The sequence below is a fragment of the Marinomonas spartinae genome (assembly GCF_016461715.1).
Taxonomy (GTDB): domain Bacteria; phylum Pseudomonadota; class Gammaproteobacteria; order Pseudomonadales; family Marinomonadaceae; genus Marinomonas; species Marinomonas spartinae_A.
Genome location: NZ_JAEMUI010000007.1, coordinates 51,562 through 77,239, shown reverse-complemented (window position 1 = coordinate 77,239; position 25,678 = coordinate 51,562). Strand labels below are relative to the sequence as shown.

The window sequence follows — 25,678 nt, the reverse complement described above, 5'->3', positions numbered from 1 at the left end:
CTTCTATTCTTATATTTCTAAGCTAAGCCTCACCTTCAGTGAGGATGTTCTAAAGCACAGTTCGCTTCGTCCGCTTCATTTTCTATTTGAATGGTGGCATGTTCGATTGAAAACTCATCGTGCAGATGGTGTTGTATGTGGTGTAAGAATCCCTCTGGGGTCACGTCTTTCACAACTAAATGCACGGTTAAGGCTACTTCCGTGGTGCTTAATGGCCACACGTGTAAATCGTGAATACGAGAGACTTCAGGTAAATTTTCTAGATAACGCCGCAATGCAGGCATGTCGATTTTATCTGGCACCGCATCTAGCGTGTAATTCATGGAGTCTTTTAGCAGCCCCCATGTTCCGATGAATATGACAGCGACAATTAGTAGACTGATCACAGGGTCGACCCATAACCACCCTTTCCACCAAATAAGTGCCCCCGCAATCACCACGCCTAACGAAACGGCCGCATCAGCCGCCATGTGCAAAAATGCTCCTTTGATATTCAGGTCGTGATGGTGATCTCCCATAAATAGCAGCGCCGTTACCGTGTTGATCACCACACCAATAGCGGCAACGACCATCATGGTCACACTGGCAACCGGCGCCGGATGAGAGAAACGAGCGATGGCTTCCCAAGCAATTATGCCCAATGCGGCCAATAGCATCACTGCGCTAATCAAAGACGCCATCACGGTGACTTTTCGAAAACCGTAAGTGCGCTTTTCGGTCGCTGCTTTTTTGCCTAATATGCTCGCTCCCCAAGCCAACAATAGACTCAATACATCGCTTAAGTTATGTCCAGCATCCGCAATCAAGGCTAACGAGTCGGCAGCAAAACCGTAGAGAAATTCAATGGCTGTAAAAAAAACATTGAGCGCAATACCGATAGCAAACGCACGGTTATAATGACTAACATGATGACTATGGTCGTGACTCATATAACCTCTTGTGGCAAATAAATGAGATCTATTGCCTTCTAACTTATAGGAAAGCAAAGCTTGAGAAAACCATTTCGTTCACTCAATCCCAATTAGAACGGCGCAGTCTTTTAACTTGTCCTTTTTGTTTTTTTACATCTAGGCGTTTTTTCTGAGCGGAGCGGCTTGGTTTCGTGGGACGACGCGCTTTTTGTTGTTTAATCGCGTCCAAAATCAGCGCCTTTAAGCGCATTAAAGCATCTTCACGGTTTAACTCTTGAGTACGATATTGTTGTGCTTTTATGACAATATCCCCCTCTTTCGTTAGTCGAGAGTCACTGATTGATAATAAACGCTCTTTATGAAATTCTGGTAAAGAAGAGCTTGCGACGTTAAATCGCAGGTGAATGGCAGAAGACACTTTATTCACATTTTGACCGCCCGCTCCCTGCGCTCGAATCGCGGTCAATTCGATTTCATGATCAGGAATGGTCACCGCTAGGGAAAGTTTTAACATAAAAATAAATGATCTTGCTTTATTAACTGTGGAACGCCATTGTATCAGTCTTACAGACTGTTTGCTTTGGTGCATCGTTTCTGGGTAAATTATCGGTTACAATCCCACTCTTATTTCGAACCATTAGGAGCTTTTTTGTGACTCAATTTCGTCCTTGTATTGATCTACACCAAGGCAAAGTAAAGCAAATCGTCGGTGGTAGCCTAAATGACAAAGGCGCTAAAGAGAACTTTATCAGCGAATACAATGCGGCTTATTACGCATCACTTTATCGTGAACATGGACTCACAGGAGGCCACGTGATCGCGCTTGGTAAGGGTAACCACGACGAAGCATTGAGCGCACTTCGCACTTATCCTGGTGGCTTACAATTTGGTGGTGGTGTGACAGCTCGTAATGCTGCCGAGTACCTAGAAGCAGGCGCATCCCATGTTATCGTGACCTCTTATCTTTTTAAGGATAAGGAGTTTTCATGGGATCGACTCGATAAAATCAAACGTGAAACTGGTGTGGATCGCTTAGTATTAGACCTAAGCTGTCGTCGCACAGAAGACGGTTGGTATATTGCCACAGACCGCTGGCAAACCATTACTTCCATGCCAGTGACCCACGAAAGCTTGATAGAGCTGGCAGATCATTGCGACGAATTTCTTATTCATGCTGCTGACGTAGAAGGCTTACAGGCGGGAATTGATGAAGAGTTGGTTGCCCTACTCGGACAAGGCTGCCCAGTGGCCGTCACTTACGCTGGCGGTGCTCGCTCTTTAGAAGACTTAAAACGCGTTAATGAACTGTCAAATGGGATTGTCGATTTAACCATTGGCAGTGCCTTGGATATTTTTGGTGGCCAAGGTGTAACGTTGGACGCTTGCATTCTATGGAACCAAGCACACTCCGCGTGACAGGCGATTTAACAATCGACTTTGATGAAACGGACATAAGACAACATCCAAAAGATGTTGTCTTTATAAGCTAATTGTTCTTTATCAATCGCTGCATTCAATGGCGAACCCACAAGTTGCAAAAAATATGTAGAAAACCGGCAATATGCTTTGCATCGACACTTTGTGCAAGAAATTAGCAAATTAATATGTTACAGTATTTCATTACAATTTCTAGACGGTAAAAGCATTTCTTTTTCAGATACACTCAAGGTCTTTCTATATTCTAGACAAAGGCCATTACATTAAAGCCTTGCACTGGGCTATAAACTAAAAATGTTGTTTTAAGGTTGGCGCTGTCCGAAACCAATCAAATCAACATAGGTGCACAGGATGAAAAGAATTTGATAAAAAAACTGGTGCGTATCCTGATTTTCTACGCATCTCGACATGGGCACTAGCATACCGCATACTAGCAGCCATTATTTTAAACTCTAATCTCAGGATTATACGATGTTACTACTTCGTGCTGGCGTATTAATTTTGCCACTATTACTCAGCGCTTGCTCAACGCCATTTTTAAAAGACATGACACACGCTAAAGGCGAGCAGACGACTAAAACAGAACAGACAGATAAGACGACAGAGCAATCAACACAAAAAACGACAGAAAAAACAGCAAGCAATAACACAGCGACAAAAGTAAAAACGTTTAAAGAGCAAAAAGAAAAACTGGATGCGTTATTAACCACCGCGAAGAAACAATATGACGAACTCCGTGTTCGAGCAGGTATTGCTCCCGACGAGCCACAAGTTAATATCAGCACCCTGACTTCTGCAGACGCGATTGCCAATGCCGAGCAGGATGTTATTGCGTACAACAAGCAAACGGCCGCAAAATTAAGTGCTCTTGATGCCTTGGTTGAACAACGTAAAAACGCGCCTAAAAGAGGCGACTTGCTAAAAATATTCATTCACAAAGCGGATATCTCTTTGCCGAAAGGCAACTTCATGACGCAACCACTCATTGGTCAATGGGTCAGAGGCGAAAGCCGTATGATTCGTTTAAAAGACAGTATTTTATTTGATACAAAACATTCTGAAGACATCAAAATCACCTACTCAGAACGTTACCAGATTTTGGTGAATGGCCAAGTCATCGGTGTGGTGAAACCGTTCTCTGACAAAAGTACAGTCCCTTTCGATGTCAATACTTCAGAAGACGGTGGCAAAATCAAAGGCGAGTTGGATTACAGTGTGGTGACGTCTAGTCAGAATTAATCTCACGGTTCTAACACTTAGGGCAGCCATTCCATAAAAATGCTATCAATAGAGGCGTTTTTATGGTTTGTTTGCTCTAGTTGCGTTTTTTGCCTTAGCAATTGGTTTACTTTAGGCACTTTGCGGCTGTCAGGACACTTGAAACATGTCGACGGGCCTAACCACAAACCAAACCGGCTTGTTGTCGTCGATGGCTCACCTGATCCAGCGTCATTTGAATGCTCGCTAAAAACTCACTAATCCGCAGCGCAAATAAACGATCTTTGAGTTTTGTCACTAAACGCTTGATGCGTTTCAGTGCCTGTCGGTTAATACTCATGATTCGATTCGGAAGATTTTTGTCTGATGCCTTAATAGCATGCAAATAGGCTTTACCAATATAGCCAGCTTCTGGGTTCATACTACCACTGTCTTTCGGTAACTCCCCCAAACAGACTAACAGTTTTTCCGATAACGCAAGATACTGATTCGCTACCATTTGAAACACATGTTGCTCAACAGTATTGGCAACTCGGCCCTGTACTTTTGCATTTGCATAGCCGCCATCGTAACTGATCGAAAAGATATCCCATACTAGGCAGGCATCACTGATTAACGGACTTCCATCGTCTTTCGCTTCACTCGTTTTCATTGTTACTCCCATCAACAAATGGTTTGTTTTGTGTAAATAACACAAATAACAACTAGGTTTTATGAAAAGTCTCTTACAAAGGCTATGCCAACTTACCAAAGCTGTGATTCTATGGGCCTATATTATCGATAAGCGATATTTTGCTAACGATTTTACTAACAGTAATCGGAAGAAATTACAGGTTCGCATGTCAGCTTTACAAGCTCGCGACCTTACCATTTTCAAGGAGAGGTATATGCCATCACCAAAGCTTTTTATGCACACACGTGATCCATTATTGGCCTCAGCGCTACTGGGGTTGTCTGGTGTTCGACAATTCGAATTGTCCATCAGCAACCAAACGGACTCCTGGTTGGAGCAACTGTCTGAATCTGGATGTCAGATCGCCCTTATAGAGATAGACAGCCTTAAAGATCAAGCTCTCGCTAATCTAGATAACAGCTCATTACTGCAAAGCGTGGAGTTTTTATTCTTTAGTCAGGGTGAACCTGACCCAATGCTCGATAATTTGATGAGTAAAGGGGCAGGTTTCCATTATCGTGCGCCATTTAACTACGATCTGGTCAACGCGTCCCTCGAAGAAAGTTATAAAGAGCTGTCGGTGAGAACACACCGTCAACAGAGCAGCACCAGTTACTTGGATCAGTTCTGCTTATTACTAGGCTCTTCCAGTGCGATGCATAGTTTGTACCGTACCATTCGCAAAGTCGCTGTCACGAAAGCCAATGCCTTTATCGTGGGTGAAAGTGGTGCAGGTAAAGAACTTGTCGCCAACAGTTTGCATGTATTTAGTGAACGCTCTAATCAACCCTTTGTTGCGGTCAACTGCGGAGCGTTAAGCCCAGAACTGATCGATAGCGAGTTATTTGGTCATGTGAAAGGGGCTTTTACTGGTGCTCATAAAGACCACATTGGCGTGTTTGAACAAGCCAAGGGCGGGACATTATTTTTAGATGAAATCACCGAAATGCCCTACGAGTATCAGGTAAAACTCCTACGTGTATTAGAAAGTGGTGAATATAAACCGGTCGGTAGTCAAACGATTAAAATGGCCGATGTCCGAGTCATTGCCGCCACCAACCGTTCGCCACAAGAGGCTATAGAAGAAGAGGTTTTCCGCGAGGATTTATATTTTCGTCTTGCGCAGTTTCCCATTGATGTGCCCCCTCTTCGGGACCGTGACGATGATGCCTGCGGGTTAGCACAACACTTTCTTACCTATCGTAATAAACAAGAAAACACTCACAAACAACTGTCTGATTCTTGCTTAACGAAAATTCGCCAGTACCCATGGCCTGGTAACGTTCGAGAGCTCAAATATGCGATTGAACGGGCTTACATTATGTCGGACGACGTGATTGAAGCGGATAACTTGGTTCTTCATGGGGGTTATCAGAAAAAATCATCTGAAATAGAGGCTTGTATACCACAAGGCATGAAGCTGGAAGATTTGGAAAAAATAGCCATTACCCAGACCTTAAAACAAAACCTTGGCAATAAAACTGACACTGCGCAGCAACTTGGCATCAGCGTTAAAACGCTTTATAACAAATTAGATAAGTATGAAAACGCCGCTAGTCAGCTTTAACCCTTATTAGCCTTAATAAAAAATGGCGAACCTAATGGGTTCGCCGTTTTTTATTCACCTTAACGACACATCATTAGCAACCATCTTATGCGTTCTCTGCCGAGGATGCTGTATGCAAATCGCTTGTTTGTTGCATCAAATCTTCTGGCACCACCACACTCAGTGACTGAGGATTGACAACAATCTCAATGCTATCAGCCTCTCGTTCTTCCCCATCAATTACATAACGACCGACACTGCTAATGTCGACTTTAACCCGCTTAGCCGAGCGGTGGAAAACCCCATTATTACCCTCTTGCGCAGCACTGTCTTCATGACGATCCCCTAAACCAAGAAGCGCCAACTCTGCCAAATTAAGAATCTGAGTACGCCCAGGGTCCAGCCAAGTTAAATCTAGCTCGCCATCCATGAAATTGGGCAACCCTTTTCCTTGTGCCAACAAAGTGGTAACCGGAGCGGCATTGGCTATGGTTAAACTTGGCGTGCGAATCACAAAGGGCTCATCATCATTAAGGGTGACAGAAAAGTCATGTATTTCATTTTGGCCAATTGCCTCCCACAGGCCTTGCAAATAAGCAAATTGTCCACTGGTATTCTTTTTAGTGCGATCCGCTTTCTCAATCATTTGTTGCTCAAAGCCTACGCCTGCTAACAACAGCATCAACTCGTCATTGCATGTTGCCGTATCGACACGCAGTTCGCAGCCTTCAATTAAGTTCAAACAAACCGTCTCAAGAGGCGCTACTTTTGACAAGGTTCCACACAACACCTGATTAAAGGCGTTCGCGGTCCCTAATGGTATAATGCCCAATTTAATATGGGTGCCAACCAGCGCACTCGCGACTTCAGTCACGGTTCCATCACCACCACAGGCAATAACCAAATCAGGCGAAGATTGAATGGCTTCTTTTGCCAAAGCGGTCCCATTCACCTCAGGCGTCGTCGTTTTTACCGTGAGGTCATAATAGGCCGATAAATAGCGGAGAATATCGCTCTTTTTTTCTTCCCACTCACGCCGTCCTGCTACCGGATTGGCGATCAACCAAGCGGTATTATGAACCTTCAGTAGTTTTTGATTATAGGAACGTTTTAATCGCTTAAACTGACGTTTATTGAGACGCGCGGTTTGGCGAATCCCACGAATTTTTTGCATGACATCATCTGGAGACATATCCGCATTTTGACTTAGCAAATACGCCGCCAGCATAAATACAGAACGCCCACGCCCTAGGGCGCAATGAATCACTACGGAGCGATCATTTTTACGATGGGTATGGATCCAGTTTAAGGCTCGCTGGATCTGTAAATCCGACGGTACTGAATGATCTAAAATGGGAATATTCAGGTAATCTATGTCGCCTTGATAGGTTACCCAATTAAGTGAACTAAACTCTGCGGTCACATCGAGAACAGCACCAATGTTTTCGTTTTTTATATCATGAACATCAGAAGGAAAAAGGCGTCTTGCTAAGTACAAACCTTCGTCGATTTTCTGCAATGCAGGCACCGGATCGTTATTACGCGCCCAACTGTTATACAGCTGAGTACTCCACAAAAAAGGTAAAAAAATCCAGCGAATATAAATAGGAACCGTACCATCGGAACGCTTTCTAAAGATGGCTGGCTTATTGAGAAGATAGGCAAGACTGACACAAAAAAAAGACAGGGCAAACCAAGCCCAAGCTAATTTAAAATACATGTTATTGGTAAGGATACACAAAAGAGCAAAAACGGCCGTGATAAGCAAATAATAATTTGGCTTAAACAATCACACTCTCCTTTAATCGTTTTGTCGTTCTTTTTACTGGCAACATCAGCCATATAATACACAATAACGAATTTACTCCTATGAGCGAACCCCCTAGCCATTAACAAGCTGGGGGATTGCCCAAAAACACACCCTAGCAATCAGAGTCTTTTGCATTCATGCCTTCTTTTGCTTTTTCACAGGCATCTTCGACGGCATTCCCTGCATCGGTTGCTTTATCATTAATCGCCTCACCCGCCTCATGCGCTTTATCGCTTAAGGCGTCACCTGTTTTTTTCAACTGGTCGCTGGCTTTATCAATGGTTTGCTCTACTTTATTGTCTGTCGTCGCAGAATCATTTTTTGACACACTATCGTGATCATCGCTACAGGCTGTTATAGACATTGCCGTTACTGCCACGAGTGCACCTTGAATTAAAATACGCTTAATGCTCATGAGAACTCCTTGTAAATAAAGTTTAGACTAATTTTTAAAAAAAGCTCTTTCATAAGGAAAGAGCTTATGTTCTTGATCTCTCGCCCTCATTAGTTCGTCGTACTAGATGAACCTGTTGAACCGCCAGAAGTCGAGCCATTGGCCGCTGGTGCAGCAGGAATAGAGCTGGTAGACGTAGACGAATCTGTTGATGCACCACCATTGTTTAAAGACTGTTGTTCAGTCGATGGGGCTTGATCCGCCGCTTTGGCGTCGTCACCGTCGCTAGATCCTTGACACGCAGCCAAGGTTGCTGCAGTCATCACAATAAAAGCACCTTGCAATAATGTACGTTTCATATTCATTGTTCTCTCTCCATTTCTCGGTTTAGTTATCTAAAAAGTAACCTTAAAAAAACAAGTACCAACGCATTTGCAAAAGCAAAATTGAAACTGGTGATACCAAACCATTGTTAACACCAAGCACAAATGACATTGCTTGTTTATCGCTTTCGATGAAGAGTATTGCGAAGGCTGTGCCAACTTCAAAAAAACATCACTAACCAATTGATTTTAAAATATTTTCTATTTTAAAAAAGAAATCTAATGGTCACTTTTCTCACCCAATAAAAGGTACTTTTTACAATAGCGATGAGTAACTGTTTCCGTCGGCGAAATGTAAAGACGCAAATAATGTGACCAAGTGGTCGAATAAGAATCGGCCACTCACGACAATGATCCGCTCAAGGAAGCAACTATCACAGAAACCATGATAGAGAAAGAATAGAAAGGGGCAAAAGTTAGACTCAAAAGCCCCACCAGAGAGTAGGATCAAGCATCTGGTGGGAGAAGAAATTACTTGTTTAGGTGCGCTGGCCTTGTTTTATAAAGTCAGCAATCCATTTCAGAACCGCAGGGGAATCCAGCGTTTCGCGCTCCACACTTTGCAAGCCTTGCTCTGATAATGCTTCTGGAATGGGGTTTGCCTTTAGCATATCGATCAAAGCGACCTCATAGGCTTTATTAAATTCAGGGTGCCCTTGCAAGGTAAAAATGTGATTGTCGTAGAGCAACCCAGCGTATTCACAAAAATCCGATTTAGCAAACACACGCGCTCGCTCAGGCTTGTCCACTACTTGATACTGGTGCATGGCGCAGATCGCAAAAGAGGTCACGTGATCAGGGATATAAGCATCATGACCAACACGTTGATAACGATGAATACCGACGCCCCATCCCCCTTCAAACCGCGCAACTTCCCCCCCCAAAGCATCAGCAATGATTTGATGACCAAAGCAAATGCCAACCAAAGGCTGCTTGTTGGCATCAATGTCGCGAATCAGATCATTTAATCTCAGCATCCAAGGAAGACGTTCATCAACATTTGATTTAGACCCCGTAATGAGCCAAGCATCACATTGACCTGCTGAGTCTGGGAAAACATCGTCACGCACATCAAATGTCTCAAACTCAAAGGAGGCATCCTGCTCTTTTAGTAACGTCACAAACATCTCAGCATATGAGCCAAACTCTGGTAACAAAGCGTCAGAGGTAATACCTGTCGCAAGAATACCTATTTTCATACAACCCCCTTTTTAAATACCTAATTTATCTCGAAAGGCATAATAAGCCGCTCCGAGGGCAGTATAAGGAACACGCAACATCCGACCACCAGGGAAAGGATACTGTGGTAATCCCGCAAACACATCAAAGCGTTCCGTATCACCTTGCAATGCGTCCGCTAACACTTTCCCCATAAGATGTGTGCTGGTCACGCCGTGTCCACTATAACCTTGCGCATAATAAAGGTTTTTACCAATACGGCCTACCTGTGGTAGGCGTCTCAATGTTAATAAAAAATTCCCAGTCCAGGCATAATCTATTTTCACATCCCGCAGCGCAGGAAAGGTTTTAAGCATTTTCGGTACAATTAGGGACTCTACCTTATCGGGCTCCCGAGCACCGTAGGTGGTACCACCACCGTAAATCAATCGACCATCCCCAGATAACCGATAGTAATCCAGCAAATAATTACAGTCTTCAACACAATGGTCAGTTGGTAGAATGGCCTTTTGCTGCTCAGGGGTAAGCGGTTCAGTCGCAATAACTTGAGTGCCACAAGGCATGGCTTTTTTCTCAACATCAGGCAGGATGCCCGTTAAATAGGCATTGCCCGCCACAACTACCTGCTTGGCGGTAACCGACCCTTTTGCCGTCGTTACCTGACATAGCTCGCCTTCAACTACCTTCGTCACTGCCGACCCTTCGTAAATGACGCCCCCTAAGGATTCAAATGCCTTGGCCTCGCCTAGTACCAGGTTAAGCGGATGCACGTGTCCACCCCAATGGTCTAATAACCCACCAGCATAACGGCCACTGCCGATGTGCTCTTGGATGCTGCTCGATGATAATAAAGTCAGTTGATCGTGACCATGAGCTTCCCAAAGTGCCTTTTTCGCTTTCAGTTCGTTAAACTGCTTGTCATTACAGGCGGCAAAGATGGCCCCTTCTTTTAAATCACAATCAATCTCATAAGTAGCCACTCGCTCACGAATAATGCGCTGACCTTCAAATGCCATCGCCGCCATTTGCTCGCCAACCACCTCGCCATAGTGATGCTTGATAAAATCAATATCTCGACTGTAACTGTTTACAAGCTGGCCTCCGTTTCGGCCAGACGCCCCAAAGCCAATTCGGCTTCCTTCAACTACAATGACCTTAAGCCCCTGCTCTGCAAGGTGCAATGCCGTTGAAATACCAGTGAACCCAGCGCCGACAATACACACATCGCAAGATTGCTCACCGATCAGCTCGCTACGCATGGACTTATCATGTGCCGATGCCGCGTAATATGAAGTGGTATGTAACGGATTTTCTTGGTCGGACACGGTCATAGATAGCCTCACACAAAACACATTAAAACAGTCAAAGTAGCGCCATTTGAATGTAGCACAGCGGGAAAGTCTATACCCTAACAGGGGTATGGCTAGACGGCTTAATCCTAGTAAATTCTACTGGCGTATTGAATTCTCGCTGAATTTGCTACGAATCTAAGTTATCGTTATACATAATCACTAGACAGACGTGTTATAAATCGCTATTTAGCAATACGCTGTATCCATAATTAAGCGATGCGAGCAATCATCCCTAAAACTTGTAAGAGAAGTGTTATGAGAAAAGTAACCGTTGCCGCCACTCAAATGGCGTGCTCTTGGAACATTGAAGAGAATCTAAACAAAGCTGAAGCCTTAGTCAGACAAGCGGCACAACAAGGTGCTCAAATCATTTTGCTGCAAGAGCTTTTCGAAACGCCTTACTTTTGCATCGAAATCAGCGAGTCTTTTCATGCTCTCGCTACAACGCTGGAGGAAAATACGGCATTCAAACGCTTTTCAGCGCTCGCCAAAGAGCTCGAAGTAGTTTTGCCATTTAGCTGGTTCGAAAAAGCGGGCAACGTGCGTTACAACACTGTCGCTATGATTGATGCTGACGGTAGTCTAATGGGCACGTATCGCAAAACGCATATCCCTGACAGCGATGGTTACTTAGAAAAATATTACTTTAGCCCTGGTGATACAGGCTTTAAAGTGTGGAACACACGCTATGCCAAAATCGGTGTTGGCATTTGTTGGGATCAATGGTTCCCAGAGACCGCTCGTTGCATGGCGTTACAAGGTGCTGAACTCTTGTTCTTCCCGACAGCAATTGGCAGTGAGCCAAGCCAGCCAGAACTAGACAGCCAGCCCCATTGGCAACAAGTGATGCAAGGGCATGCCGCCGCCAACCAAACGCCTGTTATTGCGTCCAACCGAATTGGTACGGAAACCGCGAAATACCGTGACTTGTCATTAACCTTCTTTGGCTCGTCTTTCATCACCGACAGCACGGGAGCAAAAGTAGCCGAAGCGGATCGTACGACGGAAGGGGTATTAATACATGAGTTCGACTTAGATCAGCTAGCCTTCCAACGTCAAGCGTGGGGGCTATATCGAGATCGTCGCCCTTCGCTTTATCATACCATTCAAACATTAGATGGCGTCACACCTGCTAAATCCTAACAAGGCTTTGTTAGACATTTGATCCGATCAAACACCTCTTTTTGAAGTGTTTGATCGGCTGGATGGAATGCTATACTTTCGTAATAAATGACTTAATAACACGATCATTAACATACAATAAAAACAGACCCAAAGACTGAGGCGAACGATGAGTAAGTTGCTGAACTCAACACCAAGACAAGACGGCTTTCGTATGCCGGGCGAGCACGAACCACAGGACCAAGTTTGGCTTGCTTGGCCAATACGGGAAGACAACTGGCGTGAGTCAGGTCAACCCGCTCAAGAAACCTTTACTGCCATCGCTAAAGCCATCGCCCAGGCCACACCCGTTACCGTACTGGCACCAGCGTCACATGTTATTACCGCCCATCAAGCACTAGGAGACGGTGGTATTCGCGTCATTGAAATACCCTATGATGATTGCTGGATGCGCGATACTGGCGCCACATACGTGGTGAATGATCAAGGCGAACGCCGTGGCGTTAGTTGGCATTTCAATGCATGGGGGGGTGATCTGGACGGTTTGTATAAGCCTTGGGATTTGGACGAAGCCATCGCCCCACAAATGGCGGCAATTACAGGTGACGATTACTATCAAGCACCTTTTATTCTCGAAGGCGGTTCCATCCATTGTGATGGTGAAGGCACTGTGTATACCACGGAAGAGTGTCTACTGCACCCCAGTCGCAACCCTAACTTAAGCAAACAAGATATCGAAGCCTATTTAGCCGATTATTTAAATATCGAAAAAGTCATCTGGCTCAAGCAGGGTTTGTTTAACGACGAAACCAATGGACATATTGATAATCTGTTGCATGTGGTACGCCCAGGTGTTGTCACGCTGACGTGGTGCGAAGACGAAAACGACCCTCAATATGCCATTAGCCATGCCGCTTATGAGATATTGAGCCAGAGTAAAGACGCCAAAGGCCGCTCAATAGAAATCATTAAACTGCCGCTGCCAGGCCCGCTCTATATGAGCGAGGTAGAAAGCAAAGGATTAAAGCCCACTTCACACAACACCATGATGCAAAGCGATGGTATGGCACGCAAAGCTGGAGAGCGTTTGGGGGGATCCTACGCCAACTTTTTAATTACTAACCATGCGATCATCTTTCCTTTATTGGATGAAAATAACGACGCAACAGCCAAACATATTCTAACGAAAGCCTTTCCTGATTATCAGATCATAGGGGTTCCAGCGAGAGAAGTGTTACTTGGAGGGGGTAACATACATTGCATTACACAACAGGTTCCAAGTCGCTTAACGCGCTGATTTAAGGTTATATTTTCGTTTGATCTCGTTAAGAAGTTTGTCAGTTAACCATCAGCAAACTTCTTTTTTTTATTAATAAAATCATCATCATACCTAAGCCATTATTGGCCATTGGAAAAACCCTTCTAAAAAGCTCACCAAATACTACAAAACTTTCCTAGATACCTATTTTCCCTATAACAACCCTGTGCTAATCTCACAAATGTCATAATGGCATTTATTGCCTGAAATGATGTATTTTGATTAGCCTTTTGCACGAGAGTCACCCAATAAATTGTGTTCTTATGTACTGTGCTCCAAATTAAATTTTTGCGTTAAACGCTTAGGGTAATACCAAATGGATACCACGTTCACCTTATTGACTTTAGGCTGGCAACCTTATTTCCAACAACAGCTGTCATTGGATGACTTAGAGTCGAACCAGATTGCACGTATTTGTTCTTGTCAAACTAACCATTATGAATTGATTAGTGAATCAGGATTGTTCCAGCTTGATCATCATGATGATTTACCTGAAATGGTCATCGGTGATTGGGTTATTACCGACGCAAATGGAAACTTCCTACGTCGCTTGGATCGCAGCTCATCCTTTGAGGACTGTGTGGCCAATGTCGATACTGTTTTCATTGTGAGTCCGTTAGATCAAGATCTTAACTTGCCTCTTATCAAGCGCTACTTAGAACTCACCCACGAAGCCCAAGCGGATGCGGTGGTGGTTTTGACCAAAGTAGATGCCTGTGACGATGCCAGCGAAAAGCGCGCTCTTATTGAGCAACTTGATCCCTTGCTGATTGTCGAAACGGTGAATGCATTAGATACTGACAGTCTTTCCTGTTTGGCTCCTTCCCTTAAAAAAGGCAAAACCATTGCACTGCTTGGTGGCGAAGGCGCTGGAAAGTCAGCTTTAATCAACACATTAAAATCCGTTAAGAGTGAGACACCAAGTGTCGAGATTGGGTCTTCTAAAGCCCTACAAACTTTACCTCACGGTGCCATTCTTTTGGATACCCAAGGTTTACGTGATCTACAAATCGCGCAATATAACAGCAGTAAAATCGAAAGCTACGCCGATATTCTCGCACTGGCTGAAGAATGCCGTTTTAGCGACTGCCATCACCAAGGTGAGCCAGGCTGCGCTATCGCGAAAGCAATAAAAGAAAATCGACTAGACGAAAGTCGTGTTGCCAACTTTATGCTGATGCTATCCGAAGACAATGATGATGACAGTTTCAGTAAATCGAAACCACAAGGTAAGTTTTACCGTAGTGCACAGTCTGACATCCGTGCTCGAAAACACAGTGCAGCTGAGTAAACGCTAAAGCCACACCGATATCCCTATTATTAAAAATGGCCCTATTGCAGGGCCATTTTTTTTATTATTTCTGATCCCTTACGCTCTTTTTCCATTCGTTTTCTTTTATCAAACGCCTAAACCTAAAAAAACGGCACTTAACAGTACCGTTTTTTAAAATATCTCTTTTGAATAACACTCACCCGTGATGCATTTAAACAGTTTACGTAAACTATAAAGCAAGTACATTGAACCTTTACAACCCCCTCCCAGCCTCCCCCTTAGTAAGGGGGAGGAGCCTTTTTCGGCAGCATTTCCAGTTCCCTCCCCTTATTTAAGGGGAGGGTTAGGGAGGGGTCGGACGTTTATATTCCTTTTATCTTTCGTTTTGTCATCCAAATGCACCACGGGCCACACCCGTAAACTAATAGGGTTGTTGATTCATCATGGCAATCCAGCGCTTAACATGTTCCTTAAACTCTTTCATTTTCGACTTTGGAATCGACTGCAAAGTCGGAATTTTTGCTGTCATTGGATCAACAGGTTTGCCATTAACGTGTAGTTCATAATGCAAATGGGGGCCCGTTGTTCGTCCGGTATTACCCGACAACGCAATCACTTGACCACGCTTAACATGCTGTCCTTTTTTCACCAATATTTTGCTTAAATGCAAAAAGCGAGTGCTGTAGATACCAATATTATTGATGTCTAAATATTTGCCCGCGTATTTCTGGTAGGCAACTCGTGTCACCACACCATCTCCCGTTGCAAATACCTTTGTTCCAGTAGGTGCAGCCAAATCAGTACCGTTATGAGGGGCTAAGCGCCCGGTTATTGGATGACGGCGATGTGGGTTAAATGGTGACGTCACGCGATAGTGAATTTTCGTCGGCCAACGTAAAAGCGCTGGCGTTAAACTATTACCATGCTCATCGTAAAAACGACCATCAGAATACAAGAAAGCACGATAAGTATGACCTTTAACGGTAATTTGCAAGGCTTCCAACTGATCACTGCCCACTGGCTGACCATCAACATCACCTTTTTGCAACACCACATCAAAAGCATCGCCTGCTCGAATGTCCTTTCTAAAGTCAAAACGCCCTTTGAGTAAATCTCGCACAATCACAATATTCGCATCAGAGAGGCCCAATTTCTTAGCAGATAAATAGAAGCTACCATCGATCGTGCCATGTTCTGCTTCTTGAACGTAATTTATCGGCTTGTTGTATTCTTTATAAGTAAAGCCGCCACCATCATGACGCACATAAGCAATGGTTTTACTCGGGTCTAAGCGACGGGACAAACTCTCTAGCTGACCATCCTTATCCGTTTTAAAGATTAAAGTATCCCCCGGAATTAACGGATCTAATACTAAATACTCTTCATCTGCTTCCAAAATGGCGTACATATCTTGACGCGAAAAACCAAGTTTTTGAAAAATACCATCCAGCGTTTCACCCGGCTTAATAACATGCTCAATCGCGTGAGGTACCGCTTTTGGCGTTGCCACTTGTTGCACAGGATCCACACTGTTGTCGTCTGCAGCGGGTTCATTGAATGTCGACGCAGACAACTCTTTACCCGACACATCAATGGGTTTCTCATTGGGTAAGGTATAAGTATTTGGATCAGTGTCTGAGCGAGGCTCAACTAATATTTGATAAACACACATTAGTAAAATAAACACACCTAGGATCACAATAAGCCAAGCTTTTGGTCCCGATGGCATCCAGCCAGAAAGGCGATTTTTAAAAGACATAAAACAAACTCATTAAAACAACAAAAGCGGTTCTATCAAGAACCCTTACAGCTCCCGTATCAAAAGATACGAGTACTAACAATTACTTATAAAAGCAAACCAAGCGAGCAATCATGCAAACATGACGCTCTTTATTAACACGTGCGCCCGCCGATGAAAAAACATTTTTCAGGGACTCAACAACAATTTTCACTTTCTATACCCACACCACTGTCTGTGCCTGCATTCGCAGTTGCCATATCATTTAGTAAGGAAAATACTGGGCTTGGCTATCAAAATAGTGCCGAGAATACGGCATTATTAGCACTAAGGAAATCCCCGAGACAAAAAAACTCCACAGCGATGACTGTATCACGATCAATATCAAAAATAATGCCTTCCGTCTTGTTCCGGCCATCGATCAAAGCTCAACAAACGCCTGACCAACACTGCCAAGCTCGGTTGCATGCCCTATTATATCGAAAACCAAGCGAGACACTAAAATGATATAAAAGCACCAGGACAAACACCCTGATAGACGCAACAGAATGGAATGATTAAGATGGTGTCTTCGCACTAGGGAAGGTACGAACAAAGGACCTACCATAAAACATTTACCTTATTAGGTTTAGGGCATGACACTTTTCTCTTTAACGAGCACACGACACTGTTATTTCGCTAGACGCGATTCGCTACGCTATGAAGAACAAACCCAACTTGTTGAAGAAATCCCGCTAGCAATCAGTATTAATCAGATCACCCATGCGGTGATGATGGTCACCCCTAACCATCTAGACAATTTTGCAATAGGCTTTGCCTTTAGTGAAGGCATCATTAATGGTAAACAGGATGTGAGAGACATTCAGCTCGAGGAAACCACCATAGCGCATCTTGGTATCACAGGATTAGCTCTTAACCTGGATATCAGCCCAAGGCAATTTGCCCATTTTAAACAACATAAGCAAGCCCACTTAGGGGCCACAGGCTGTGGACTCTGCGGCAAAGACTCCTTAGAACAAGCGCTGCCGCTACTCGAGCCTTTACCCGCAAGCCAAACCTTACCCACGGACATTCTGAAGACACTAAGAGAGATGCTGTTTGCCCATCAGGATTTAGGCAAAAAAAGCGGTGCCATTCACGCCGCCCTGTTGCTCTCTCCTGAAGGCCATCCCATCATTTGCTTAGAAGATATTGGCCGACACAATGCCCTAGATAAAATCATTGGTTACGCGATTAATCACAACATCCCACTTCACAATCACAGTGTAGTGATGTCCAGCCGCTGTAGCACCGAGCTGATTCAAAAAGCCGTCAGGGCAACACTGTCAAACCTGATTCATCTCGCTTCCCCCAGCACGCTGGCGGTTTCTTTAGCACGACGGTTAGGACTTACCTTGATCCACTTACCCAAAAAAGACGAGCCAAGAATCTTTGCCTCGTCTTTTCATGTAGACCACACAGAGGAACAGGGCCTATCTAAAAACTAGAAAGTGATGTGCCTATTGTGAACAACGACGCGGTATTTCAGTCGCCAAGCTATTGTCTCCAGAGTACGGGGAAGAACAGCACCAGCACAGTGAAGTACTCAAGACGCCCCAGAATCATCGCGGCACTCATCAACCAAGTAGCGACATCACTCAATGGCGCAAAGTTATTACCCAGTTCCGCAAAACCTGGACCCAACACGTTCAAACAGGCTGCTGTCGCACTTAACGCGGCCATAAAACTCAGGCCAGTGAACATCAGAAGAATCGTAAAAATAATGGTGGTCAGCGCCGCCAAGCACATAAACGCCATCACCGCATGACGTACCTCTCCGCTGATGGTTCGGCGTTGAAATTTCATGGTAAACACACCATTTGGGTGCACTAAGCGCTTAATTTCTAAGCCTACTGATTTTAGGGCGATGATATTGCGAATCACCTTGTTACCACCTGCCGTTGACCCTGCACAGCCACCAATATACCCCACGAAGATTAACAGCACAGCGGTGACAATAGGCCATTTACTCAAATCCGTTGCGGCAAATCCTGTACTGGTAATAAACGAGATGATATGGAAAAACGAATCCGTCAGAGACTGCCAAAAGCTGTGCTCATTGCCATTGTGATAAAGATAAAGCGACAAAATCACAGAAATCACCAAGATGATGATCAAGAAACTGCGCATCTCTTCATCTTTCCAATAGAGCTTAATGCTATGGGCTAGGTACACACGATAGTGCAAAGCAAAATTTGTCGCGCCAAGGACCATGAAGACATTACAGATCCATAATATCAAATTACTATGAAAGTAACCCATACTGGCGTCGTGGGTTGAGAACCCTCCTGTGGAAACCGTTGAGAAGCTGTGACCAATGGCATCAAACACAGACATGCCAGCTAAGTAGTAACATAGCGCGCACAAGGCAGTAATCGTGACATAAACCAACCACAGATAATGGGTGGTATTGGCGACACGCGGTGAGAGTTTATCGTCTTTAATGGGCCCTGGTGTTTCGGCTTTTAACAGTCGCATACCACCGATATTGAGCATCGGCAAAATGGCAACCACAAAAATAACCACGCCTAAGCCCCCCATCCACTGTAAAAACTGGCGGTACATCAAAAACGTCTTAGGCATACTATCCAAGCCGGATAAAATAGTTGCCCCTGTCGTAGTCAATCCACTAATAGATTCAAATACCCCATCAGTAAAAGACACATGTGCAATCGTGACAATAGGGATAGCCCCAAGCATCCCCACAGCAACCCAAGTCAGGGTCGCAAACAACATGGCTTCACGATTCGTCACCGATGGTAGAGGGTATTTTTTAAAGCCAATCAGGATGATCAGAGAAACGCCTAATGTGATAGAGGCTGGCAAGGTAAAATTACTCGCCACATGATCCTTAAAAAACATAAAGGACAATTCACCAAAGACTAGCTGAACCAACCCCATCCATAAGCATGGCATGGTGAGCAATCTTAGAACTAATAAAGGGCGAATCATAGGCGCCGACAACTCCTTTCAACCAACACGTAAAACCATACATGAAAACAAGGTGATTACCTTGCTGTAGCGGCGTGTTTCATTGAACACAAGCCTACTCTCCAGATAACAGCGATTCTGTATCCGACATACTTTATTTATTAGCGTCACTGTTGTCTTTTGAACAACCGATCATTCGGAAAGCATTAAGTGCTACATTCGTTGAAAAATGACACCTGTTCATGCTCCCATAGGAGAGGATTTAGAGTACAAGGTCGACATTTTGCCATAGAGCGAAACTATCCCCTAATGAAATAGTATATTTTTCAACAAAGAAATCTCATCTGCCACCTGTCCTACCAAGGACGAAGCAATACAAAAAAGCCCAGCATGGCGCTGAGCTTTTTAAACAATCGATATTTGGATATCGTTCGCTCTGTCCTAAAGGTATGGCACCTTAACAGCAGGACTATGGGTTACACATTCAACAACAGATGCTCTCGCTCCCAAGAGCTAATCACCTTATTAAAGGTTTCAAATTCAGACCGTTTCACTCCGATATAAGCATCAACAAACTTTTGTCCCATGATCTCACAAATTTCTGGGCAATCTTCTAACAGACGCAAAGCTTCTTCTAATGTTCTCGCCAAATCCACCTCACCCGTTTCCTGAGCAGAATTCACACTAGAAGGCTCAGTGGGACGCAACTTCTCTTTTAATCCTAAATAACCACAGGCTAAGCTGGTCGCAATGGCAAGGTACGGGTTGCAATCGGATCCAGGAAAACGGTTCTCAATGCGGTAAGCTTCTGGAGCCGACACAGGAATGCGCAAGCCAGCCGTTCTGTCATCTATCCCCCACTTCATATTTACTGGCGCTGCCATATCTGGCGCAAACCGTCGATAAGAATTAACATTTGGAGCGAAGAAACTAATAGCATTCGGGGTGTATTTTTGCAGCCCCCCTAAGTAGCAGTAGAAAGCTTCACTGTATTCACCGTTATCATTAAAGATATTTTTCCCGGTTTTTATATCAATAAGACTTTGATGGATATGCATGGCACTGCCTGGTTCATTTTGCATAGGTTTGGCCATGAAGGTGGCATGTATATCATGCTTAATCGCTGTCTCACGCATGGTGCGTTTAAAGATGAAAACCTGATCAGCCAAATCTAATGGGTCACCGTGCAAAAAGTTGATTTCCATCTGCGCCGCACCCGACTCATGAATCAAGGTATCTACATCCAGATCTTGAGCCTCACAGTAGGCATATAAGGTATCAATCACGGGATTAAACTCATTGACCGCATCAATGCTGTAGGAACGACGAGCCGTTTCACGACGGCCGGAACGCCCCGCTGCTGGTTTGAGTTCGTAATCAGGGTCATTGTCTTTTTGCACCAGATAAAATTCCATTTCAGGCGCAACAACAGGACGCAATCCTTCTGCTTCGAACAAAGCCAGCACACGCCGTAAAATCGTCCGGCTGGACAGAGGGTGTGGGTTACCTTCGGTATCAAAGCAATCATTGATCAATTGAGCCGTTGGCTCATCCGCCCAAGGCACAATACGCAAGGTATTAGTGTCCGGCACCAGAATCATATCTCGATCACGGGCGTCCACGATATCGTAATGATTGTAAGCCCAATCCCCAGTGACACTTTGAACCAGTACGGTTTCAGGCAACCGGCCTCCTTGTTCAGATAAAAACTTACGAGTCGGATAAAATTTACCTCGCGCATTACCTGTCATATCCGGCAGAGTGGACTCTATTTCTGTAATCGAATGCGTTTTAAGAAAATCCTCTAGGATCCCCATACATCACCTTTTTTGTTTGTGCTAATAAAGTTAACCAGTACCTTGTTTGATATTGTCCCTTTTAAGCAAAAATACCACTAAAAAATGATCAACGCATTGTTCTTTCTACGTTAGGATAGCTTACTATCTTTAAGAGACGCTTATCGAGGAGGCTCTTTTCATGAAAAATCAAGGCTTTGAAGCATCGTACTACGCCAATACGGCCAATCAGAATATACGTTTTCCCAGCTTAGAGGGGGACCAGGAAACGGATGTTTGCATCATTGGTGGTGGGTACACTGGCTTGTCTGCAGCCTTGCATTTATCGGAAAAAGGTTACCGAGTCACCTTACTCGAAGCTCATCGCATTGGCTCTGGGGCATCCGGACGCAATGGTGGTCAATTATGCCAAGGCCATAATATGAGCCATGCTGCATTAAGCCAAAAAGTCGGCAAGCACCACGCCGATTTACTATGGGACATGTCTGTCGAATCCGTCGAGTTAGTGAAGCATTTGATTCATCAACATCAAATTGACTGTGATTTAAAACCAGGGGTGCTGCATGTCGCCGCCAAAGCCTCTCATGTGGAAGACATACAACAGGCCGTCGACTACAAAAGAAACACCCTTGGTTATCAAAAAGTGCATTACCTCACCAAGCATGATGTTTCCGCCGCCCTTGGTACGTCCCATTTTCATGGTGGCGAATTGTATGAAGATGGCGCTCATATCCATCCCTATAACTTTTCCCTTGGGCTTGCTAAAGCCGCCCAAGAAAGCGGCGCGCAATTGTTCGAGATGTCCGAGGTGATTCACTATCAAGGCGGAAACCAGCCCAGCATACAAACCCCAAGAGGCACAGTAAAAGCCAGCTACTTACTGTTTGCTTGTAATGGCTACCTTGGCAAACTTCACCCTCAAGCGGCGAAAAAAATCATGCCGATCAATAACTTTATTCTAGCAACCGAGCCGCTTCCAGAAGCCGTTTATAATAGAATTAACCCTCAGGATTATGCCATTGCCGACTCCAAGTTTGTGGTGAATTATTTTCGACTGTCAGCGGATAAAAGACTGCTGTGGGGAGGTGGAGAGAACTATCGCTCACGCTTTCCGAAGGATATTGCCAGCTTTGTCAAAAAACACATGCTCGAAGTATATCCTGAATTAACCAACACCAAGATTGACTTTAGTTGGGGAGGCACATTGGCCATTACCTTAAATCGAATGCCCTATTTAGCCCACCAAGAGAAAAACGTGTTTATCGCCCAAGGCTATTCTGGTCACGGTGTCGCTCTGGCCACACTCACAGGCAAGTTAATGGCCGAAGCCGTTAGTGGCACTGCCGAGCGGTTTGACGTGTTCTCAAGCGTCCCTTGCGCCAATTTTCCTGGTGGCACCCTGCTACGCTGGCCAGGACAGGTTGCTGGAATGCTTTACTACTCATTAAGAGATCGCTTTTTCTAACTTAGCCGATTTGTTTTGGCCCTTTTTAGGAGACGATGATGAGACGGATTCATCGTCATTTTTTTGTAAGCGCTCTCAAAAAAGAGGGATTTAATAGCCTGAAAATCGAACACACCGTGTTAAAAACAACACATTCTTTATTTTTTCTCATTTCATTTTTTTATATTTCAGCCTGACTAGAAGACAAAAAAATTCGATTTTGCCCTGTTTTATAGCAGAAAAATAGAGAATATGGTGCGAATATCAACCATCCTATTTTTAGGATATTGTATCCCACTTTTTGCCATTGATCTTCACTGACCATCTCCTTACTCTTGCCGCTCTTTCCCCATCTTCCCAATTAGTTAAACCTTTAGTGTTGTGAGTAAATAGAATCAATGACCGATACAGAAAAACACATCATGAACAAGAAAACGACGGTCGTGGTACTGGCTATTACCACCGTCATCGCTTGTATCGCCGCCTATATTTGGTGGTCAAAAATAGGACAGTTTCATGAGTCAACAGAAGACGCTTACGTTGCCGGTAATGTGGTTAATGTCATGTCGCAAGTCTCTGGTACCGTAACAGACATCATGGCGGAAAATACCAGCTTGGTTAAGCAATCTGACCTACTCGTTAAAATAAACCCCGTTGATGCCCAGTTAGCACTTCAAGAAGCGCAGGCGAATCTTGCCAGTACCATTCGCGCAGTTCGCAACAGTTTTGCCGCTTTAGAAGAACAAAAAGCCAATGTTGAATTAGCGAAAGTCGCTCTGGATAAGGCAGACAGTGATTACCAACGGCGGGTTAAACTGAGAAAAAACAATCTCATTTCGAGTGAAGATCTAAGCCACTATAAAAGCACCTATATCAGTGCGAAAGCCTCATACGACGTTGCTCAAAAAGCCTACGATGCCATCAAAACCAAAGTGGATCACACAACCGTACTTACTCACCCAGATGTTCTAAAAGCCGAGTCCGCGTTAAAAAGCGCCTGGCTTGCTTTGCACAGAACCACCATTGTCGCACCAGTCAGCGGCTATGTTGCACAACGTAGTGTGCAAGTTGGACAGCATGTCTCTGCAGGCAGTACCTTAATGTCGATCGTGCCGTTAAATCATGTGTGGGTCGTAGCAAATTTTAAAGAAACGCAAATAGGAAATATTCGTGCCGGACAACCTGTTAGTTTAACCTCCGATGTTTACGGTTCATCAGTCATTTACCATGGTACGGTACAAGGGATCATTCCAGGAACAGGCAGCGCCTTTTCATTATTGCCAGCCACTAACGCAACAGGTAACTGGATCAAAGTGGTACAACGTGTTCCTGTACGCATTGCCCTCAAGCCACAAGAACTCATTGATCATCCTCTTAGACCCGGTCTCTCCATGAATGTGACGGTCAACACACAGAATGCAGGTAAAGCGGAATTAACCACCGTAGCAACACCTCCAACACCTTGGCGAACCGATGTATTCGACGATGGGGATAAAGGCGCCAATGCGCTTATTCAAAAGATCATTAAAGAAAACATGTAACCACTATGATCCAACGCATTAGCCAACATAAATACGTTCCTGCGCCGTCGCACAATTTTTTGATGCTGGCGACCATCTTCTTACTGATGCTGCTAAACTTCCTGCAAACAGGGATGATCGCCTTCGCGGCGGCCCCCTTAATGGGGGAGTTAGGCGTCTCACCACAGGAATACAGTTTAACGACGGCGGCATACGCTTGTGTCGCTGTCGTCACCATCTCGAAGCAGCGCTGGTTAATCGAGCGAATGGGCTGGAAATACTATATTCTAGCCTCGCTATTCATCTTTTTTATCGGCTGTTTGATCTGCTTTTATGGCAATAATTTCACGGTCTTTTTGATCGGTCACGTGGTGATGGGGTTTGGCGGCGCGGCTTTTATGGCGGGTGCACGGGTCATTATCACCTTATTTCCACCAAGTCCACTTCGACTCACGGGCATCAAAACCTATGCTTACGGTCTCACCATCAGCTCTGCTCTGGCACCGTTTTTAGTGGCAAACTTGTTTTTAGATGCCTCTTGGCAATATCTGTTTGCTATCTTAATGGTCTTCACTGTTCTCGCTGCCATCACTGCAGCGTTTTGTTTGCCAGGCATTCCAACCAAGAAAGAGCTACGCTCCCAATCCCATCCCTATCTCGTCATGGCATTAACAGCGGGCTCCTTTTTAATACTTTACGCACTGCGTTATGGCAGCTATGAGTTCTACAGCAATACCGTTTTAGTCAGCGTCATTTTATTGCTCGGATTAACCAGTATTTATTACTTTATTCGCAGTACCATTCGTCACCATCACGCCAGACCGCTGTTGTCGATAAAGCAACTTTTCGAAAGCAAAATCTACCGCTCCGGCGTACTGGTGTTTTTTACCTGCTATTTGATCATGGGGTCGAATAACTACCTACTGCCACAGATATTGCAAAAAGGGCTAGGCTTTAGTTGGAGTACAGTGGGGAACTGGTATGCATTAGGTTTAGTGTCTGCCATTCTTGGGGTATGGGTTCACATGAAGGTGTTTCCAAAAAGACCCAATGGGAAAAAGTTTTTCATGTTTGGCTTTTTTTGTTTAGGTTGTTATGGCTATATCATGTCGCACTTGACACCAAGCTCAAACATGCAAACGCAGATTTTGCCCGCCATTGCTTTCTTTGGTTTCTTTACTGTGTTTTTGCAAGGTACCGCAGCGGCAAAATCTTTTAAGGAGCTTGAACACGATGAAACCGCTTTTTCCCATGCTCAGCAGCTAAAAAATATGATTTCTCAGATCGGCATGTCAATGGGCACCGCATTCGCAAGTATTGGCTTACAGTGGCGTACCACGATTCACTACAACGCACTGAACGAGCATGTGGCAGCAAACAATCCCATTTACCAAAGTACCCTGCACCAAGTAGCAAATGCCTATGGACAAGTCAGCCAAGTCGTCGCCAATAAAATGGCCTTTGCCTGGATTGCTCAACATGTGAAGCAAAATGCCGTGCTATTAGCGGGGATCGATTATTACTCTCTGTTATTTATTGTTGCTATTATCGGTTTTATTATCATGGCGTTGCAAAGTCGCCTTAACTAACAAGC

Annotated in this window: 21 protein-coding genes; 10 read left to right on the top strand and 11 right to left on the bottom strand. The window is 44.5% G+C overall.

Annotated elements, in window-relative coordinates; translation table 11 throughout:
• Positions 1–35: 35 nt before the first annotated feature.
• Positions 36–929: a cation diffusion facilitator family transporter gene (locus JHD45_RS08770; protein ID WP_199476142.1), complete on the bottom strand. Its 894-nt coding sequence runs from the start codon at positions 927–929 to the stop codon at positions 36–38.
• A gap of 82 nt (positions 930–1,011) precedes the next feature.
• On the bottom strand, positions 1,012–1,425 hold the full coding sequence (arfB, locus tag JHD45_RS08765) for an alternative ribosome rescue aminoacyl-tRNA hydrolase ArfB (RefSeq protein ID WP_199476141.1): 414 nt from the start codon (positions 1,423–1,425) through the stop codon (positions 1,012–1,014).
• Between the two features lie 137 nt (positions 1,426–1,562).
• Here arfB and hisA point away from each other — a divergent pair, with 137 nt between their 5' ends.
• Both hisA and JHD45_RS08755 read left to right on the top strand, forming a co-directional pair.
• A complete protein-coding gene (hisA, locus tag JHD45_RS08760) occupies positions 1,563–2,327 on the top strand; it encodes a phosphoribosylformimino-5-aminoimidazole carboxamide ribotide isomerase (RefSeq protein ID WP_199476140.1) in 765 nt (254 codons plus the stop codon).
• A gap of 492 nt (positions 2,328–2,819) precedes the next feature.
• Positions 2,820–3,587 carry a hypothetical protein gene (locus JHD45_RS08755; protein ID WP_199476139.1) on the top strand — a complete coding sequence of 256 codons (768 nt, stop codon included), beginning with the start codon at positions 2,820–2,822 and terminating at the stop codon, positions 3,585–3,587.
• 157 nt (positions 3,588–3,744) lie between these two features.
• Here the strand turns inward: JHD45_RS08755 and JHD45_RS08750 are convergent, their stop codons facing one another.
• Positions 3,745–4,218 carry a hypothetical protein gene (locus JHD45_RS08750; protein ID WP_199476138.1) on the bottom strand — a complete coding sequence of 158 codons (474 nt, stop codon included), beginning with the start codon at positions 4,216–4,218 and terminating at the stop codon, positions 3,745–3,747.
• A gap of 235 nt (positions 4,219–4,453) precedes the next feature.
• On the opposite strand from JHD45_RS08750, the gene JHD45_RS08745 reads away from it, so the two are divergent.
• Positions 4,454–5,806, top strand: a complete 1,353-nt coding sequence (locus tag JHD45_RS08745) for a sigma-54 interaction domain-containing protein (RefSeq protein WP_199476137.1) — start codon at positions 4,454–4,456, stop codon at positions 5,804–5,806.
• 85 nt (positions 5,807–5,891) lie between these two features.
• On the opposite strand, the gene JHD45_RS08740 is transcribed toward JHD45_RS08745, so the two are convergent.
• The 5 genes from JHD45_RS08740 to JHD45_RS08720 form a co-directional block, all read right to left on the bottom strand.
• The gene (locus JHD45_RS08740; RefSeq protein ID WP_199476136.1) at positions 5,892–7,574 is read right to left on the bottom strand and encodes a diacylglycerol kinase family protein; all 1,683 of its coding nucleotides are present in this window, start codon (positions 7,572–7,574) and stop codon (positions 5,892–5,894) included.
• Positions 7,575–7,707: 133 nt separating this feature from the next.
• Positions 7,708–8,010, bottom strand: a complete 303-nt coding sequence (locus JHD45_RS08735) for a hypothetical protein (protein ID WP_199476135.1) — start codon at positions 8,008–8,010, stop codon at positions 7,708–7,710.
• Positions 8,011–8,099: 89 nt separating this feature from the next.
• Positions 8,100–8,354 (bottom strand): hypothetical protein, encoded by a 255-nt coding sequence (locus tag JHD45_RS08730; protein WP_199476134.1) that lies wholly within the window; start codon positions 8,352–8,354, stop codon positions 8,100–8,102.
• Between the two features lie 497 nt (positions 8,355–8,851).
• On the bottom strand, positions 8,852–9,571 hold the full coding sequence (locus tag JHD45_RS08725; protein ID WP_199476133.1) for a glutamine amidotransferase-related protein: 720 nt from the start codon (positions 9,569–9,571) through the stop codon (positions 8,852–8,854).
• 12 nt (positions 9,572–9,583) lie between these two features.
• Positions 9,584–10,882 carry an NAD(P)/FAD-dependent oxidoreductase gene (locus JHD45_RS08720; RefSeq protein WP_199476132.1) on the bottom strand — a complete coding sequence of 433 codons (1,299 nt, stop codon included), beginning with the start codon at positions 10,880–10,882 and terminating at the stop codon, positions 9,584–9,586.
• 276 nt (positions 10,883–11,158) lie between these two features.
• Between JHD45_RS08720 and aguB the strand changes: the two genes are divergently transcribed.
• From aguB to rsgA, 3 genes are all read left to right on the top strand, one after another.
• On the top strand, positions 11,159–12,046 hold the full coding sequence (gene aguB, locus JHD45_RS08715) for an N-carbamoylputrescine amidase (protein WP_199476131.1): 888 nt from the start codon (positions 11,159–11,161) through the stop codon (positions 12,044–12,046).
• Positions 12,047–12,194: 148 nt separating this feature from the next.
• The gene (aguA, locus tag JHD45_RS08710; RefSeq protein ID WP_199476130.1) at positions 12,195–13,322 is read left to right on the top strand and encodes an agmatine deiminase; all 1,128 of its coding nucleotides are present in this window, start codon (positions 12,195–12,197) and stop codon (positions 13,320–13,322) included.
• A 337-nt stretch (positions 13,323–13,659) separates the two neighbouring features.
• Positions 13,660–14,634 (top strand): GTPase RsgA, encoded by a 975-nt coding sequence (gene rsgA / locus JHD45_RS08705; protein ID WP_199476129.1) that lies wholly within the window; start codon positions 13,660–13,662, stop codon positions 14,632–14,634.
• Positions 14,635–15,037: 403 nt separating this feature from the next.
• Here the strand turns inward: rsgA and JHD45_RS08700 are convergent, their stop codons facing one another.
• Positions 15,038–16,375 (bottom strand): peptidoglycan DD-metalloendopeptidase family protein, encoded by a 1,338-nt coding sequence (locus JHD45_RS08700; RefSeq protein ID WP_233407724.1) that lies wholly within the window; start codon positions 16,373–16,375, stop codon positions 15,038–15,040.
• Between the two features lie 614 nt (positions 16,376–16,989).
• On the opposite strand from JHD45_RS08700, the gene fdhD reads away from it, so the two are divergent.
• Positions 16,990–17,841, top strand: a complete 852-nt coding sequence (fdhD, locus tag JHD45_RS08695) for a formate dehydrogenase accessory sulfurtransferase FdhD (RefSeq protein ID WP_199476128.1) — start codon at positions 16,990–16,992, stop codon at positions 17,839–17,841.
• A 49-nt stretch (positions 17,842–17,890) separates the two neighbouring features.
• On the opposite strand, the gene JHD45_RS08690 is transcribed toward fdhD, so the two are convergent.
• Together JHD45_RS08690 and JHD45_RS08685 are read right to left on the bottom strand one after the other, a co-directional pair.
• Positions 17,891–19,345, bottom strand: coding sequence for a TrkH family potassium uptake protein (locus tag JHD45_RS08690; RefSeq protein WP_199476127.1), 1,455 nt, complete (start codon positions 19,343–19,345; stop codon positions 17,891–17,893).
• A 455-nt stretch (positions 19,346–19,800) separates the two neighbouring features.
• Entirely contained in the window at positions 19,801–21,141 is a 1,341-nt protein-coding gene (locus tag JHD45_RS08685; protein WP_199476126.1) for a glutamine synthetase family protein, read from the bottom strand.
• A gap of 160 nt (positions 21,142–21,301) precedes the next feature.
• Here JHD45_RS08685 and JHD45_RS08680 point away from each other — a divergent pair, with 160 nt between their 5' ends.
• The 3 genes from JHD45_RS08680 to JHD45_RS08670 all read left to right on the top strand — a co-directional run bounded on the left by JHD45_RS08680 (position 21,302) and on the right by JHD45_RS08670 (position 25,673).
• Complete coding sequence (locus tag JHD45_RS08680) at positions 21,302–22,585, top strand: NAD(P)/FAD-dependent oxidoreductase (RefSeq protein ID WP_199476125.1); 1,284 nt, start codon at positions 21,302–21,304, stop codon at positions 22,583–22,585.
• Between the two features lie 401 nt (positions 22,586–22,986).
• Positions 22,987–24,105, top strand: coding sequence for an efflux RND transporter periplasmic adaptor subunit (locus JHD45_RS08675; RefSeq protein WP_233407723.1), 1,119 nt, complete (start codon positions 22,987–22,989; stop codon positions 24,103–24,105).
• A gap of 5 nt (positions 24,106–24,110) precedes the next feature.
• Positions 24,111–25,673, top strand: a complete 1,563-nt coding sequence (locus tag JHD45_RS08670; RefSeq protein WP_199476123.1) for an MFS transporter — start codon at positions 24,111–24,113, stop codon at positions 25,671–25,673.
• The last annotated feature ends 5 nt before the right edge of the window (positions 25,674–25,678 follow it).